Source organism: Paenibacillus sp. FSL P2-0136 (assembly GCF_037975325.1).
GTDB lineage: Bacteria > Bacillota > Bacilli > Paenibacillales > Paenibacillaceae > Paenibacillus_AQ > Paenibacillus_AQ silagei.
This window is the reverse complement of sequence record NZ_CP150244.1, coordinates 674,319-689,540: the sequence shown is the minus strand read 5'-3', so window position 1 is coordinate 689,540 and position 15,222 is coordinate 674,319. Positions and strand designations below refer to the sequence as shown.

At 54.1% G+C, this 15,222-nt stretch carries 12 protein-coding genes; 2 read left to right on the top strand and 10 right to left on the bottom strand.

Going from position 1 to position 15,222, the window contains the following annotated elements; genetic code table 11:
- Window positions 1–222: 222 nt before the first annotated feature.
- A complete protein-coding gene (yicI, locus tag NYE26_RS02885) occupies window positions 223–2,544 on the bottom strand; it encodes an alpha-xylosidase (RefSeq protein WP_339253743.1) in 2,322 nt (773 codons plus the stop codon).
- Window positions 2,545–2,670: 126 nt separating this feature from the next.
- Between yicI and NYE26_RS02880 the strand changes: the two genes are divergently transcribed.
- Both NYE26_RS02880 and NYE26_RS02875 read left to right on the top strand, forming a co-directional pair.
- The gene (locus NYE26_RS02880; protein ID WP_339253741.1) at window positions 2,671–3,588 is read left to right on the top strand and encodes an AraC family transcriptional regulator; all 918 of its coding nucleotides are present in this window, start codon (window positions 2,671–2,673) and stop codon (window positions 3,586–3,588) included.
- 161 nt (window positions 3,589–3,749) lie between these two features.
- Window positions 3,750–4,100, top strand: a complete 351-nt coding sequence (locus NYE26_RS02875) for a nuclear transport factor 2 family protein (RefSeq protein WP_339253739.1) — start codon at window positions 3,750–3,752, stop codon at window positions 4,098–4,100.
- Between the two features lie 395 nt (window positions 4,101–4,495).
- On the opposite strand, the gene NYE26_RS02870 is transcribed toward NYE26_RS02875, so the two are convergent.
- The 9 genes from NYE26_RS02870 to NYE26_RS02830 all read right to left on the bottom strand — a co-directional run bounded on the left by NYE26_RS02870 (window position 4,496) and on the right by NYE26_RS02830 (window position 15,139).
- Window positions 4,496–6,622: a class I SAM-dependent methyltransferase gene (locus NYE26_RS02870; protein ID WP_339253737.1), complete on the bottom strand. Its 2,127-nt coding sequence runs from the start codon at window positions 6,620–6,622 to the stop codon at window positions 4,496–4,498.
- Between the two features lie 172 nt (window positions 6,623–6,794).
- The gene (locus tag NYE26_RS02865; RefSeq protein ID WP_339253735.1) at window positions 6,795–7,733 is read right to left on the bottom strand and encodes an alpha/beta hydrolase; all 939 of its coding nucleotides are present in this window, start codon (window positions 7,731–7,733) and stop codon (window positions 6,795–6,797) included.
- 123 nt (window positions 7,734–7,856) lie between these two features.
- Entirely contained in the window at window positions 7,857–9,224 is a 1,368-nt protein-coding gene (locus tag NYE26_RS02860) for a HAMP domain-containing sensor histidine kinase (protein WP_339253734.1), read from the bottom strand.
- Entirely contained in the window at window positions 9,221–9,895 is a 675-nt protein-coding gene (locus NYE26_RS02855; RefSeq protein WP_036731256.1) for a response regulator transcription factor, read from the bottom strand. Before NYE26_RS02855 ends, NYE26_RS02860 begins: the two co-directional genes overlap by 4 nt.
- Before the next feature lie 118 nt (window positions 9,896–10,013).
- Window positions 10,014–10,889: a radical SAM/SPASM domain-containing protein gene (locus NYE26_RS02850; protein WP_339253732.1), complete on the bottom strand. Its 876-nt coding sequence runs from the start codon at window positions 10,887–10,889 to the stop codon at window positions 10,014–10,016.
- Between the two features lie 49 nt (window positions 10,890–10,938).
- Entirely contained in the window at window positions 10,939–11,925 is a 987-nt protein-coding gene (locus tag NYE26_RS02845; RefSeq protein WP_036731252.1) for a Gfo/Idh/MocA family oxidoreductase, read from the bottom strand.
- Window positions 11,926–12,690: 765 nt separating this feature from the next.
- Window positions 12,691–14,079, bottom strand: a complete 1,389-nt coding sequence (thrC, locus tag NYE26_RS02840) for a threonine synthase (RefSeq protein ID WP_339253729.1) — start codon at window positions 14,077–14,079, stop codon at window positions 12,691–12,693.
- A 99-nt stretch (window positions 14,080–14,178) separates the two neighbouring features.
- Window positions 14,179–14,673 carry a CYTH domain-containing protein gene (locus tag NYE26_RS02835; RefSeq protein ID WP_339253727.1) on the bottom strand — a complete coding sequence of 165 codons (495 nt, stop codon included), beginning with the start codon at window positions 14,671–14,673 and terminating at the stop codon, window positions 14,179–14,181.
- 121 nt (window positions 14,674–14,794) lie between these two features.
- Window positions 14,795–15,139 (bottom strand): helix-turn-helix domain-containing protein, encoded by a 345-nt coding sequence (locus NYE26_RS02830; RefSeq protein WP_339253725.1) that lies wholly within the window; start codon window positions 15,137–15,139, stop codon window positions 14,795–14,797.
- Window positions 15,140–15,222: the final 83 nt, after the last annotated feature.

The following is a 15,222-nucleotide window of genomic DNA, read 5'->3' as shown; positions in this document are numbered from 1 at the left end:
CTCCCCATCGCCGCCAATCCCCAAAAAGCTCCCCGATCCAGGAGACTAATGTCCCCTGTCATCAGAGAGCTTGGTTACTTAAGGGCCGCCATAGGCTAAGCCAGCGTGCAGGTGTGTTAATTCGGTCTATAGTTGTGTTAATTCAGTCTTGCAGGTGTGTTAATTCGGCTATAGTTGTGTTAATTCAGTCTTGCGTGTGTGTTAATTCCGTCTATAGTTCACTTATTTCAGCGTAATCGTGAACGATACGGATTTCTCGCCCGCGCCCACGCTCACTGTAGTCTCATCTACCTGCTCCGCACCTTCCACGGAAGCGATAGCGCCGAGATCCTTCACCGCCAGGGTGAATGCTTTGCCGCTGCCTTCGGCAGTTACTTTTACAGCACTGCCGCTGCGAACCGCTTCCACCTTCAGCTCAGAAGCCCCGTGGATATCACGCACAGTCGCTGCAGCAGACTTCCCGTCCTCCAGGGAGTACAGGCCGAACTTCACGCCATCGGCAAAATCATAATCCGGACGGCTGTCCTCACTGCCCACAGCCAGCAAAGTGTTCGGCCGAACGAACAGTGGCAGGCTGAAGAAGTCATGCTTCTCCTTGCGCCATGCTCCGCCCTGTACGGTCTCACCGCTTAACAGGTGTGTCCAGCGTCCGGCCGGCAGGTAGTACTTCACTTCGCCGTTCTCCTGGAAGATCGGAGCGACCAGCAGGGAATCACCAAGCATGTACTGGCGGTCCAGCACCTCACAGGTCGGATCTTCCGGGAACTCCATCACCATGGCCCGCATCGAGGCCCAGCCTTGCTCATGTGCCTGTCCGGCTACATCATACAGGTACGGCATCAGGCTGCACTTGAGCTTGGTGAAGAAGCGGGTAACGTCCACGGCTTCATCGTCATACGCCCAAGGCACACGGTACGAGGTGCTGCCGTGCAGACGGCTGTGGCTGGAGAGCAGGCCGAAGGCCAGCCAGCGCTTGAAGACATGCGCCGGAGCGGTGTTCTCGAACCCGCCGATGTCATGGCTCCAAAAGCCGAAGCCGGACAGGCCGAGCGACAGGCCGCCGCGCAGGCTCTCTGCCATGGATTCATAGTCGGCATAGCAATCGCCGCCCCAGTGAACCGGGAACTGCTGGCCGCCAGCGGTAGCGGAGCGTGCGAACACGGCAGCTTCATTTTTGCCGAGCTTCTCTTCCAGCACCTCGAATACAACCTTGTTATACAACTGGGTATAATAGTTATGCATCTTGTAAGGGTCGGAGCCGTCAAAGTATACCACATCCGTCGGAATCCGCTCGCCGAAGTCCGTCTTGAAGCTGTCTACGCCCATATCCACCAGGTCGCGCAGGTAACCGGCATACCATTCACAAGCCGCAGGGTTCGTGAAGTCGACCAGTCCCATTCCCGCTTGCCAGAGGTCCGTCTGATAGACGTCACCGTTGGCTTTTTTGAGCAGATAACCGTTCTTCCGGCCTTCTTCAAACAGCGGGGAGCGCTGTCCGATATAGGAGTTGATCCATACGCAGATCTTCAGCCCCTTGTCGTGCAGACGCTTCAGCATCCCCACCGGGTCCGGGAACACACGGGAATCCCACTGGAAATCCGTCCATTGATATTCGCGCATCCAGAAGCAGTCAAAGTGGAACACATGCAGCGGCAGATCGCGCTCCGCCATCCCTTCCACGAAGGAGTTCACCGTAGCTTCATCGTAATCTGTAGTGAACGAAGTCGTCAGCCACAGGCCGAAGGTCCAGGCCGGAGGCAGCGCAGGCTTGCCGGTCAGGGAGGTGTATTTCGTGATGACCTCTTTAATCGTCGGTCCTTCAATCACGAAGTATTCCAGGCTCTCTCCGGCTACGCTGAACTGGGCCTTCTTCACCTTCTCAGACGCAATCTCATACGATACCAGCTCCGGCTGATTCACAAATACACCGTACCCCTTGCTCGTCACATAGAACGGAACGTTCTTGTACGCCTGCTCGGAGCTTGTACCGCCGTCTTTGTTCCACAGATCCACCACCTGGCCATTTTTGACAAAAGCCGTAAAGCGTTCGCCCAGACCATACACGAATTCGCCGACGCCTAAGTCCAGCTCTTCACGCATGAAGGTGTTGCCGTCCTGATCCGTGATGTAGGCCATCGACTTGTAACCGCTGCCGGTAATTCGCTCGTCCCCGCGGTAGAAGTCCACCGACCAGTGGGTGCCCTTGTTAATGACCACACGGAGTCCGCCGCTGATCAGCACTGTCTGCGTCTCTGTCTCCTCGATCTCCACATGATCGCCGGTTCCCTCAGTCAGCTCGAACGAAGGTCCGCGTGGAATCACGCCGTCGTTATGAATAATTTTGACTCCTACCACGCCCGGAAGCGGGGAGTGGAATTTCACCGTCAGCAGTGTGGAGTTGAGTGTCGCCGAACGTCCCGTGATGGGTGTAGTCTGCGTGATGGCGGTCAGGCCTTCCTCTGTTTTCTCTACAACATAGTTCTGCACTGCACCATTGATTGTAATTCCGTCACGAACCAGCCATAAGCCGTCTGTAAATTTCATATGTGCACTTGCCACCCTTCGATTTGGTGTATATAGTTGCATTATACCGATAATAAAAGCTCAAAACTAATAATATATAGCTTATTTATAACACTATTTTGACGTCATCAGACAAGGAGGCCCCTAATGGACCGTACCTCGCAGCGCTTGCTCAAAGAAGACCGCGAACACGGGGATGTCATGTTCCCCCTGGCTGCCTACTGGATCGACCTTCCCGCCGGAGCGCATGTCCTGGACACCCACTGGCATGAGGAAGCCGAGTTCTTCCTGCTGCTGGAAGGCGAGATTCTGTTTCAGGTAGACACCGACTATTTCACGCTTCGCCCGGGTGAGGCCGTGTTCATTGAATCAGGGGATATCCATGCCGCATACGCGCTTACGGAGACCCCCTGCCGCTTCTGCGCCCTTGTCTTCCACCCCGACCTGCTGGCCAGCGCCCAATATGATACTATCCAGCAGAGTGTTATTCTGCCGCTTCAGGAGAAACGCCAGAGCTTTCCGCGCCACCTCACCCCTTCTGTTCCCTGGCAGGCGGAGCTGCTGGTGCATCTGAACCGGATGATGAACGCGTATGAGCAACAAATGCCCGGATTCGAAGCTTTTATGAAAGGAACCCTGCTGATTATGCTCTCGCAGATTGCGCAGCCGGGGCGCTTCGTCAACCACAGCCAGTCCGAAGGCGCGGAGCCCACGAAGATTGACCGCCTGAAGCGGGTAATTCTCTATATCCAAGACAACTACCAGGAGCCGATCCGCACCCGAGACCTGTCGGGGCTGATTCCGATGAGCGAAGGGCAATTTTGCCGTTTTTTCAAAAGCATGACCCGCAAGACGCCCGTCGATTACATCAACTCCTACCGGGTCCGCCAGGCCGCAGCCCTGCTGAAGCAGGGAGACCGCAAAATCTCCGATATTGCCATGGATGTCGGCTTCGACAACGTCAGCTACTTCATCAAAGTGTTCCGCAAAGTCATGAACTGCTCGCCCTCAGAATTCCGAAAGGACGCCAGTCCCTTCACCGGGCAGAACCAGCTTTATCCGTAGGCTGGACCCCGCCCCATTCTTTTTTCCTGCTTACGGTTGCCCGGATACGTTTAAGTTAGGGTATGGATGACCACGGCACCTGCCGCTTCAGCGGTGGCCTAATGGCTCATTCCGGTGGACATGCCGTTCCCCACTAATCTACTTACAGGAGGCAGATATTCATGAATCAGCATGTAACCTTGCCAATTGAGGTACAGGACTTCTACAATGCAGTGAACCAATACCAGCCTGACGCTCTGATCGAATTGTTCGCACCCGGCGCTACCGTGAAGGATAACGGGAAGTCGGCCGAAGGCACAGAGGCTATAGCGGCTTGGGCAGAATCCGAGCTATTCTCTGCTAAGGTCCGCTTTACTATTATGGAAATTGAAGAAATCCAGGGCCGCATTGCAGTGACCGCTGAGATGGAGGGGGAGTTCAATAAGAACCGTGTTCCCGCCCCGCAGCAGTTCACCCATGAATTCAAGGTACAAGGCGGCAAAATCAGCGAGCTGATCATCACGCTTAAATAACGCCGAGCAAGTTCAAAGTATAACCATACTTTATAACTCAAAAGGCTGTCCCATAAGTCATGAATATGACTACGCGGGACAGCCTTTTAATTACATAAGATGGGTTTCAGCACTGGAGTGGACGCGGCGATGGCCACTCCGTTGTGTTCTTGTGTTCCCTGATTGCATTTTCTGCAATAGATTCCGCTCTATATTGCCCTAGAACGCATTCTATTGTATTTCATACAGTAGATTACTGGATTTAGGCTCCAGAAGGCCATTTCCGGCGAATTCTATTGTATAGAGTGCAATAGAAGCTACTTTCCCGTCGATTTCAGAGACATCTATTGCACAAAGTGCAATAGCCAAACGTTGAGCATTAGAGTATAGGCAAGTTACTTAACACTACATCCCCATTACCTGCCAGCAAGCACGGAATTCCTCCCACCGTCTTTACGAATTACAATAAAGCAGGTGCTGTCCGGCAAAGGCACCGCCTGCCCGTTATCGTCCATCATAACCACTCTGTTCTCCAGCGCCTCCGTGTAGCCCTCCTGCAGGTAATGACGCAAGACCTCTATCTTGGCCCGGTCCCCCAGCGTCTGCTGAATGAATGCGGTGTACTGCGAAGGTGTGAAGTAGCCGAACTGTTCCTGAACCTCATGAATGTAGGCTTCCTCCCCCCAGGTGTAGGTATAGAGGAATTCCATCGCATCGTTTACCGGCATCAGAACCTCGTATTCGCCCAGCTGTTCATAACGGATATTCCGTCCGGCAAAATCCTTCGCGTACCGCTCCAGCCACGCCATCCCGTCCGCCTCCAGGAACCGCACTCTGCGCCGCTCCTCCTCCGGCTCGCTCATAATCCCGTCGCGGATAATGATCGTCCCGCCATCTGCCAGTACATCGAAGGCACTGGTCAGCGCTGCCGCCACCGTGCCATGATTGAACTTCCGGCCGTCCAGCGGCACATAGGAGTATAGCTCATGCAGAATCGATGAGAAAATCACCGTGTCCACCGTGCCCGGCTCCACGTAATCCTTCAGGTTCAGCGCATCGCCCTGGAGCACCTCCCAGCGGCGGTCCTCCCGCTGCTTGCGCTGCCGCAGCGCTTCGATCACATTGCTTGCGATATCAATCCCCACTGGCACCACCTCCGGCATCCGCTCCTCAATCAGATCGAGCAGCACCCCGCCGCCGGGGCCGATGTCCAGCACCTTCCCTCCGGTAACGTAGTCCAGAATCACTGCCTTATAGTCAGCCGTATCATTCATCTGGCTTAAGTACGTATCCTCATTGTGGAAGCGGTCGAAAGCGTCCCGCCGCAGATCGAACAGGTCGAACAGCAGCAGGACCGCCCGTTCATACAGCGCTGACTTCTCGGCCTCCATACAGAACTCAATTAGCTTCTCCGCTGCTGCTGAGAACTCGAACTGGAAGAACAGCGTATCCGGCAGATGCTCCTTACCCCGCAGCCTGTGCGTAAGATGCGGGTTGCTGCCGGAAGGCTTCACGCCGCTGTAGATCTCCTCCCAGCTCAGCTCCGAGAGATACTTCTCAATAATCCGTTTCTTATAGACGTTGATCTTCTTGCTGCCCTTATAGTCATAATGAATACTGTTCATGACCGCCTCGAAGCTCAGATGGCTCAGATGGCTTAGCTGAAGCGGGCCGCTGCCGGCCACCAGACTCATGACCTTCAGGAACTGCTCCAGCGAGAAGGTCTGGAGCGCCGATTCCACATACCAGAAGGTGGCAGGCTGCAGCGGCTCCAGCGCAGCTGGGAGGAAGCCCTCCTGCACCAACCCGTCCCACTCCGTCTCGTAATCCTCCCCCTGCGCAATGGACCCGGCGCGCATTCTCCGCAGACGTTCCTTCATCGGGACTTCAGGCTGCAGATTCCCTGAAGCAATTACAGCAATCAGCTCCATGACCTGCAGGCGGACCTCCTGCCACAGCTCCGGGGATACCGCAGCAATGATGCAGTGATTCAGTGCGAACAGCAGCCGCTCCAGCTCCTCTGCGCCCAGCAGTCCCTGCTCCACCAGTGCGGACAACGGAAGATTGACGGAAGGCGGAACCTCGCCGCGGATTTGCTGTCCAATCAGCCCATGCGTCTCGATCAGCGTATGTATGACCCGTCTCTTCTCCGCAGAGCCTGCCTCGTCCTGCTTCATCCCTTCTGCATACCTCCGGTACAATTCTGCGGAGCCGATATTATGAACGAAAATATTAATACCCTCTTCCTGCCAGCTCCGCCGCTGCCGGAGAGTCCCGCCCTTAGCCGTCTCCGACCAGATCAGCGTCTCCTCAGCCAGCTCCTTGATCCAATACGACAGCGGCAGACTGTCCAGCACCCGCAGACTCCGCTCTACATAATCCAGCACCGGATTCTGCTGCGCAAGCGACTGCAGCGATTCTACCCGCTCCAGGTTCACAATCGTCTGCTCTGCCTGCACGATGTACTCCAGCCACGGATAGCCTTCTCCGGCAGGCCATTCTCCTTCACGATACGCCTCTATAGCCCGTAATGATTTCAGCATTTGCATACCTCCCTATGTAATAGCAATCTATATACAATAGCCCATGTGCTTCAGGTTTGAATCAGAGTGTCCCCGGAATGGAACAAACCGCAAGCTTCTATTATAGAAGCCTGCGGCTGCGAAGAGCTCTTGTTCAATTGTATCAGATAGTTGGCCGGGAATCAGATTCCTCTCATTTCACACCTGCCATGAATTCTCTGTAATCCTTGGCAATCTCTTTGGACAGCGTATGATGCAGATAATGTCCGCCATTGAGCGGCACCAGCTTACCGTACACGGAATCCTTCACCTGTTCCTCATGCAGCTGCATCCAGCCCTCAACATCGGTATTATTTGACTGTACGAAGAGCAGCAGCGGAAGCTCTTTGGGGAAGGTCAGCGCCTGGGCTGCTGTGAAATTCTCCTTGAAATACTTACTCTCATTCACGACAGTGTCATTGTTTGAGTTCTTGGTGGCGATCATCTTCATCTGCTGCTTGGTATGCTCGTCGAACGAAAGCCCGGCATACGGGTCGCCGCCTATCTTTTGGAACAATCTCACAATGCCGGATTTGTCGAGGAACTTAAGCGTTCCCACCGGTATTTCATCGTCCAAGCCCCCTTGGTTCGGCACACTGCTGTCGATTCCCACAAAGGCCGTCACTTCATCCTTATACTTGTTCACATAATCCAGCCCGTAGATTCCGGCGATGGAATGCCCCATGAGGGTGTAACGCTTGATTCCAAGCTGCTGCAATGCTTCATGAATCTCACTGACGATATTGTCCGAGGTCCGTTCCTTATCGGTCCGGTCACTTAAGCCATAGCCGAACGGCTCCACCACGACTACTTTGTAGTTAGGAGATAGCTCGTCTACCAGCGGTTTGAAATCAAGCGCCGGTGCCCCGGTGCCATACCCCGTCAGCAACACCACAGTCTCCTCACCCGATCCCTGGATGAGTACATTCATCTTCTTGCCATCGACTGGCACAAGCTGCCCGTACTGATCAATCTTCTTCAGCTCCGCTTTGCTGCTGATGATATTGACCACAAATACTACGGCAAAAAACAATACGATCACAATCAACAATGCCGCTATAGACTTTAGCAGGATTCTGAGTCCTTTTTTCATTATACAATCACCTGTCCTTATGAATCGGATGTACTGCCTTGATGAAGTGCTAAGGATAGTATATATAATGAAAATGTACTCTCCGTGACGGTAATATGAACGGTGGATGAACGGTGTAATAATCTAATCTGCCGGTGTATTCAGCGGCAGCGTTACAATGAAGCTTGTGCCTGCGCCTAGCTCACTCTCGACCCGGATATCGCCTTGATGAAGCAGGACGATCTGCTTCACGATGGCCAGCCCCATCCCGCTGCCGTTATACTTGTTGCTGTGGGAGCGGTCCGCCTTGAAGAAGCGTTCGAAGATCCGCTTCTGGTCCTCGGGAGCGACCCCGATGCCGGTGTCGGATACACGAACGGTTACACTTTTATTATCTTGCTTCGTATGGACACTGATTACTCCCCCATCCCCGGAGAACTTAATGCTGTTGCCCAGCAGGTTCGTCCATACCTGGCTCAACAGGTCATAATCCGCCGTCAGCGTGGCAGCCGTCAGCTGAAGATCGAAGTTGATGCGCCGGGCCGACCATTGCGGCTGAAGAGCAACAATCACGCGCCGGATCTGTTCATCCAGGCTGAAGGTGGTGAACCGGAGCTGCTGGGACTGCGATTCAAGCAGACTCAGCTTCAGCAGGCTGTCGCTCATCTTGGACATCCGTTCGGCTTCCCCGATGATGATATCGATATAGCGGCCCCGTTCACTCTCAGGAATATTCATCTGCTTCAGCGCCAGGGCATAGCCGGAGATGGAGGTCAGCGGCGACTGCACCTCATGAGATACATTCGACACGAAGTCACGGCGCATCTGCTCCAGCTGCTGCAGATCATGCGTCATCTCCTCGAAGCTGCGCGCGAGGGCGCCCAGCTCTCCCTTTTGCTTGATATTCAGCTTCACGTTGAAGTCCCCGGCTGCGATCTTGCGCGTCGCGTTGGTCAGCTTCTTAATCGGCCGGACCACGAACATGGCCGCCACCAAGATCACGAGACTCCCGGAGACCAGCGAATACACCACGAAATTCACCAGCCATTTCAGCACAAAAGCGGAGGAGGGGGGACCGACCGGCTCTACGAACAATGCTTTTTTTCCCGTATCCGTAGTTAATTGCATCCCTAGCAGGCTGATGGAGATGCCTGACGGATTGACCTGCACAATTCCGCCTGCCAACACCTGCTGCACCTGCGCTTCAGTCACGGTCTCCAGCTTCATTCCTTCTGGACCGCCATAAGACTGAACCCCGCCGTTCGCATCGTAAATCCGCACATGATAGGTCTCAAGCTGCTTCATGCCGCTTACGAACTTGTCAGCTTCCGTCAGCGGAAAGGCATCATAGATCTGTACGACATCTTGTGCGAAGCGCAGCAATTGAAACTGCAGGTTCTCGTTCAATTCATCTTTGTATATCCAGATTGCCAGATTGAAGGAGATCACTGTCCCCCCAATTACGGAGATCAGATAAGTCAGGACCACACGGGTATATAAGGACTTGATCATTCAGTAACCTCAATCCGGTATCCCAGACCGCGGACAGTCTCGATCCGAAAATCCGGCGAAGCCGCAAACCGTTCACGCAGGCGCTTGATATGTACATCTATCGTCCGGTCATCCCCCGAGTAATCAATGCCCCAGATCTGGTCGATCAGCTGCTCGCGGGTATAGACCTGCCCCGGTGTTCCGGCCAGCTTATACAGCAGCTCGAACTCTTTAAGCGGCAGGGACAGCGCTTCTGTCCCGTTCATCACCTTGTAGGTCTGCCGGTCCAGCGTTACCTCTCCGATACGGATCGTATGCGACTTGCCGATTCCCGAGCGCTTCAGCAAGGCTCTGACCCGGACCGTCAGCTCCAGCGGATCAAAGGGCTTAGTCAGATAATCATCGGTTCCCAGCTCGAATCCCTTCACCTTCTCCCAGGTCTCCCCCTTCGCCGTCAGCATTAACAGCGGCAGCTCCGGGTCTGCTCTGCGAAGCTCCTTGCATAGCGCCCAGCCGTCCATCACCGGCATCATAATATCCAGGATGACCAGATCCACATGCGTTCTGGCATAGACCGCCAGCGCCTCTTGCCCGTCTGCCGCTTCAGCGGTATCGAATCCGTCATTGCGCAGAAATAGGCAGACAAGCTCGCGGATATTCGCATCGTCGTCTGCAACAAGTATAGTAGGCATCTATTCCCTCTTTTCGTATGATCCGGCCTTATAAATATTTCTGTCTTCCCAGTAGCATCACCCTGCTGCTTTGCCGGTATGCACCGACACCATCCCCCACTCCGGCTCCGCGCTCCGGCTAGGTGCCGAACCGCTGCCGGTAGCCGCATTTACGGCACAGCTCCTCAACAGCTTCCCGGCGCGAGAAGCCATAGAACAGATTATTCGCCCGTTCCCCCTCGACAATCTCGGAGAACGGCTGCTCATGAATATTGCCGAGGTTGATCACCCCTTCGCCATCCAGACAGCACGGCACAACGGTGCCGTCTACCAGGACCGCCGCCTGGCTGCGCAGCGCATGGCAGAAGCCCTTCCCGTCATCCTCCGGCTCATGCAGCGCCGGCCACCTGAACTCGTGGTCCTGGTTCAGGTACACACGCGGGGCGATCTTCACGCCGCTGCCGGGGACGACCTTCTCCTCGATCCTGTAGCCCAGTCCAAAAGCCTCCTCCAGCAGAGCCAGCGTCTCACGGTTGCGCTCCTTCTCCAGATTCGTCCGGTTGTCCTCCGTCAGATTCCAGAGCCGGAACGAGACAATGACACCTTGGGCGGAGATCTCCCGGACGAACTGGATGATCTCTGTAAGATAACCTTCACGGTTCTCCGAGCCTGCATGGCCGTCGAAGCTGTGCAGCGAGAAGTTCATCTGCCGCAGTGCCGGCTTGCCGAGCAGCTTCGGCCCCGCTTTACGGATCAGCGTGCCGTTGGTCGTAATATTGACCTTGAAGTCCTTGGCATGTGCGGCATCCAGCAGCTCGCCCAGCTTCGGATGCAGCAGTGGCTCGCCTTTGACATGCAGATAGATATGATTGCTATGCGGTTTGATCTCATCAAGAATGGTGTTGAACGTCTCCAGCTTCATGAAATTCTTCTGCCGCTCCGTGGGCGGACAGAAGCTGCAGGCCAGGTTGCAGACGCTTGTGATCTCGATGTATACCTTTTTGAACGTCTTCAAGTTCCGCTCCCCATTTCAATATATAATGCAGGCCAGGCTGCCCGTTACGTTAGAGATCCGAAGCATACCGCAGGCCAATCTGGGCTCTCGCCTCTTCCATCAGCTCTGCCACCGCCAGGGAATTGGCGTGGCTGTTGGTCGCGCTCTCCCGCTGCCCGCTCTTCAGCAGATGAATGAACTCCTCAATCTCATAGTACATCGCCTCATACACCTGCGGGAGCGTAAGCTCCTCGACGGTTCCGTCGCGGTAGTGGATTTTGACCTGATAGGGCTGGTTAATCTTGTCGATCACCATCGTTCCATTCTCGCCCTGAATCTCAGCAGGCAGATAGGAATCGGCAATCTTGGAATGCATAACCACCGCGTCCATGTCCGGGTAACGCATGACCATACTGCCTTCCCCGTCCACCCCTGAAGCGAGCATCAGCCCAACGGCCTTGACCGAATCCGGCTTGCCGAACAACGCCACCATCGGATATAAGCAATAGATCCCCAGATCCATCAGAGAGCCGTTGGAATATTCAGGATTGAACGCGTTCAGCACCGTCCCCTGCCGGTAAGCATCATATCTCGAAGAGTATTGACAATAACCTGCGAAGTAGCGCCGGACTTGACCCAGCTTATATAAGTTATCCCGGATCACGCCAAAATTCGGCATGAACGTGGATTTCATCGCTTCCATGAACAGCACATCATTGCTGCGCGCTGCTTCAATCATCGCCTTCAGCTCCCGGCTGTTGGAGGCCGCCGGCTTCTCACAGATCACATGCTTGCCGTGGTTCAGACAGATCAATGAATGCTCCGCATGCATCGAGTTGGGGCTGGCGATATAGACCGCGTCCACCTCTGCGCTTGATACCATCGCCTCCAGATCCGTATAGATCGAAGCCCCGGCATACTTGGCGGCAAAAGCCTGTCCCTTCTCCTCTGTGCGGGAATACACGGCCGTGAGCAGAAACTCCTCATTCTCAAGTCCCGCCTGCACAAAGCGGTCTGTAATCCAGTTAGTCCCTACAACCCCGAAACGAATAGTCATGAATGATCCCGTCCTTTTTTAAATATATAAGCTATAACTGCTATTTTCTCATTCCATGATAGGTATGTCCACTTATATACCGTAATTTCCGACAAATTCCGCTAGATTTCGATTGTGAAAAAAAGCACCTGAGAATAGGCACAGGATTCACCTTCATTCGGCAACACCGCCCATCAGAGCATGGGGCCATTCGTCCAGCCTTTACCTCTGGGGGCCATGCATTATCTCACACAGAGCCACTCCACTCTAACCTACCTTGCATCCCACACAGATCCACTCTACTCTAACTTACCTTGCATCCCACACAGAGACATTCACTCCAACTTAGCCTTGCATTTCCCACAACCCAGCCTGCAATTGTACTTCGTACAATAGAATCCGGTGTAAAGCTCCCATTTTGCCATTCTGCTGTATTTCGTACAACAGAATTTGGAGTTTGCGCCTGTAGCAGGCCTCCCCCCATAAATCTGCTGTATCAAATACAACAGAATTGATTTTAGAGGTGTTTTGGGGACTTTCTATTGTACATAATGCAATCACCCGACTGGCGGAGGCAGGTTAGGCGCAGTAGCGGTGAGCAGCGCGCAATGGCAGTTAGCACTGGGCAGTTGGCAGTAGGGCATTGGGCAGTTGGCAGTTAGCACTGGGCAGTTAGGTACATGTACTATCCAGTGTCCCACATTTCGAGCGACAGCAAACAGCCCCCGCTTATCCCGGCGGGGGCTGTCTTCATCCTGCGCGGGCCCCACTGGACACGCACCTATTTTACCCGTAAAAAGCTACAAGCTGGCGCACGATCTCCGCCTTATCATGATCGACCACGACCTGATGCTGCGGCTGCTCGAACAGGGCCGAGATCTGAGCCGGGAACTCCTGCTTGATGCCGGTCAAGGCAATCGCCTCGTCGAACTTGGCCGGATGCGCTGTAGCGTAAGCAATGCTAACTTCATCAGGCGCGCTGAACTTTTCGTAGGCCGCTACGCCGCACGCCGTATGCGGGTCGAGCAGATAGCCGGATTCCTGCTGGTACTTGCTGATGATCTCCAGACACTGTGCATTCTTCACGCCCAGCGCGGAGAAATCCGCCTGTACCCGGGCCAGCAGCTCGCCGTCCACCTTAATCGCGCCCTCGCTCTGCAAGGCTGCCATGTACCCGGACAGCTTATCCGCATCCTCGTCCAGCAGATAATACAGATAGCGTTCGAAGTTGCTCGCCACCTGGATATCCATCGACGGGCTGTAGGTGCCCGTGAAGCTGCCTGGTTTGTATTCGCCGGTGACCACGAACCGTTCGAGGATGTTATTCTCATTGGTGGCGATGATCAGCTTGTGGATCGGCAGGCCCATTCGCTGCGCCAGGTAGCCTGAGAAAATATTGCCGAAGTTACCCGAAGGCACGCTGATATTGACCTTCTTCTGATCGCTTCCCGGAAGCTGCAGATAAGCATGGAAATAATAGACCGTCTGCGCCAGAATGCGCACGAAGTTAATGGAGTTAATCGCCCGCAGGTGATACCGTCCCTTGAAGTCGAGATCGGCGAACAGTTCCTTGATAATCTTCTGGCAGTCGTCGAAGTTACCCTCTACGGACAGGTTCAGCACATTGCTGTCATCTACGGTAGTCATCTGTAGCTCCTGCACCTTGCTGACCTTGCCGTGCGGATGAAGGATACAGATCTTGATGCCTTCCTTGCCGCGCACACCCTGAATCGCAGCCGCTCCGGTATCGCCGGAGGTAGCCCCGAGAATATGGATAATCTCGCCCCGCACCTTGGCAATGTAGGAATACAGCTCGCCCATGAACTGCAGCGCCACATCCTTGAAGGCAAACGTCGGCCCGTGGAACAGCTCCAGCACGTATAGAGAATCGTTTACCCGATGCAGCGGGGTGACTTCCGGAGCGCGGAAGCTGCCATAGCTGGTGTAGACCATCGAGCGCAGATCTTCATAAGGAATTTCGTCATTGGTGTAGTAGGAGAAAATCTCAAGGAACAGCTCCTGAAAGCTCAGGCTTCTCCATTCCTCCAGCTTCTCCGGGGAAATCACCGGAATCTCAGCCGGCACCATCAACCCGCCGTCATCCGCCAGCCCCATCAGAACCGTATCAATAAAGCCTCTGGCCGCTACCTTGCCTCTTGTGCTTATATACTCCATACCCGTCTCATCCTCCTGAACCCCTCTTTATTTACTGTACATAGTACCACGTTTACGCGTTAAAGTCCGCTGATTCTATAAGATTAAGGCTCACCGGGGCTATTTGCCCTGAAGCTCTTTCCAGACGGTTTTGTTGCTGTACTTCTTCTCTGTGCTGACATCCAGGCCGAACCATTCCGGGGCTATAAAGCCTTCCGCCTCCTCCAGCGAATCGAACTCAACCTCAAGCACGGTAAGCTCCAGCTGGGTATAGAGATCAATCTCCACCGTTGTACCGTTCCATACGCCTGTAATGCGGGTTTTGACCAGCGGGATCGCCTTCACAGCCTCAATCATCTGGTTATACAAGCCTGCGGAAATGAAATATTCAATCTCCTGGCGGCTGATGCCCTTGCCATCCTTGAACGTGTGCGTGTAAGTAACCTCGCCTGTGTCCAGATCCGTGATCTTCCGCACCCGCAGCTCCTGCCCGTCCTCAATCGCAAGATACGTCTGGTCAATACTGTGACGGGTCAGCACCTTCAGCTGTCCTTCTTCAATCAGCCGCTCCGGGTATTCCGGCAGCAGGAATTTGCGTTCAATCTCCATAGCCATGCTGTTTCTCTCCTCTGTGTGCGAGCTTTATGCGAGCGTTAATGTTACATATTATTTATCATCATAGGGGCGGGTCATACGCAAGTCAACCGGAGGGAACGGATTCACCGGGAAAAAAATCCTATACCTTCTGTCCGCCTAAGGCATGAATGTTATTCGCTCCCCAAGCCACGATCTCTTCAATTAACGGAACCAATTCCTGCCCGGAGGGGGTAAGGGAATACTCGACGCGCGGAGGCACCTCAGGATATTGCTCACGGTGGATAATCCCGTAGTCGATAAGATCCTTGAGACAGTTCGTTAGCGTTGTTCCGGTGATGCCGTTCAGCCTTCTTTTTAGTTCGTTATACCGGATCGGCCCCTCTTCGCTCAGTAAAGCGAGGATGGGCAGATTCCACTTCCCGCCGATGACATGAAAGGCAAAGGTGGCTGGGCACATCTGCGTTAAGTCAGCCTCATAATTCATAGGTGATCCCTCCATTAGTATATTTTATATACCAGGTATTAAAAACAATAGTACTTGTTAATCTGATGCCAGATATTATAATC

Coding starts and splice junctions, on each gene's coding strand:
- NYE26_RS02860 (WP_339253734.1), bottom strand. CDS start 9,224: ATGATCAAGTCCTTATATACCCGTGTGGTCCTGACTTATCTGATCTCC.
- thrC (WP_339253729.1), bottom strand. CDS start 14,079: ATGGAGTATATAAGCACAAGAGGCAAGGTAGCGGCCAGAGGCTTTATT.
- NYE26_RS02845 (WP_036731252.1), bottom strand. CDS start 11,925: ATGACTATTCGTTTCGGGGTTGTAGGGACTAACTGGATTACAGACCGC.
- NYE26_RS02880 (WP_339253741.1), top strand. CDS start 2,671: ATGGACCGTACCTCGCAGCGCTTGCTCAAAGAAGACCGCGAACACGGG.
- yicI (WP_339253743.1), bottom strand. CDS start 2,544: ATGAAATTTACAGACGGCTTATGGCTGGTTCGTGACGGAATTACAATC.
- NYE26_RS02830 (WP_339253725.1), bottom strand. CDS start 15,139: ATGAATTATGAGGCTGACTTAACGCAGATGTGCCCAGCCACCTTTGCC.
- NYE26_RS02865 (WP_339253735.1), bottom strand. CDS start 7,733: ATGAAAAAAGGACTCAGAATCCTGCTAAAGTCTATAGCGGCATTGTTG.
- NYE26_RS02875 (WP_339253739.1), top strand. CDS start 3,750: ATGAATCAGCATGTAACCTTGCCAATTGAGGTACAGGACTTCTACAAT.
- NYE26_RS02855 (WP_036731256.1), bottom strand. CDS start 9,895: ATGCCTACTATACTTGTTGCAGACGACGATGCGAATATCCGCGAGCTT.
- NYE26_RS02835 (WP_339253727.1), bottom strand. CDS start 14,673: ATGGCTATGGAGATTGAACGCAAATTCCTGCTGCCGGAATACCCGGAG.
- NYE26_RS02870 (WP_339253737.1), bottom strand. CDS start 6,622: ATGCTGAAATCATTACGGGCTATAGAGGCGTATCGTGAAGGAGAATGG.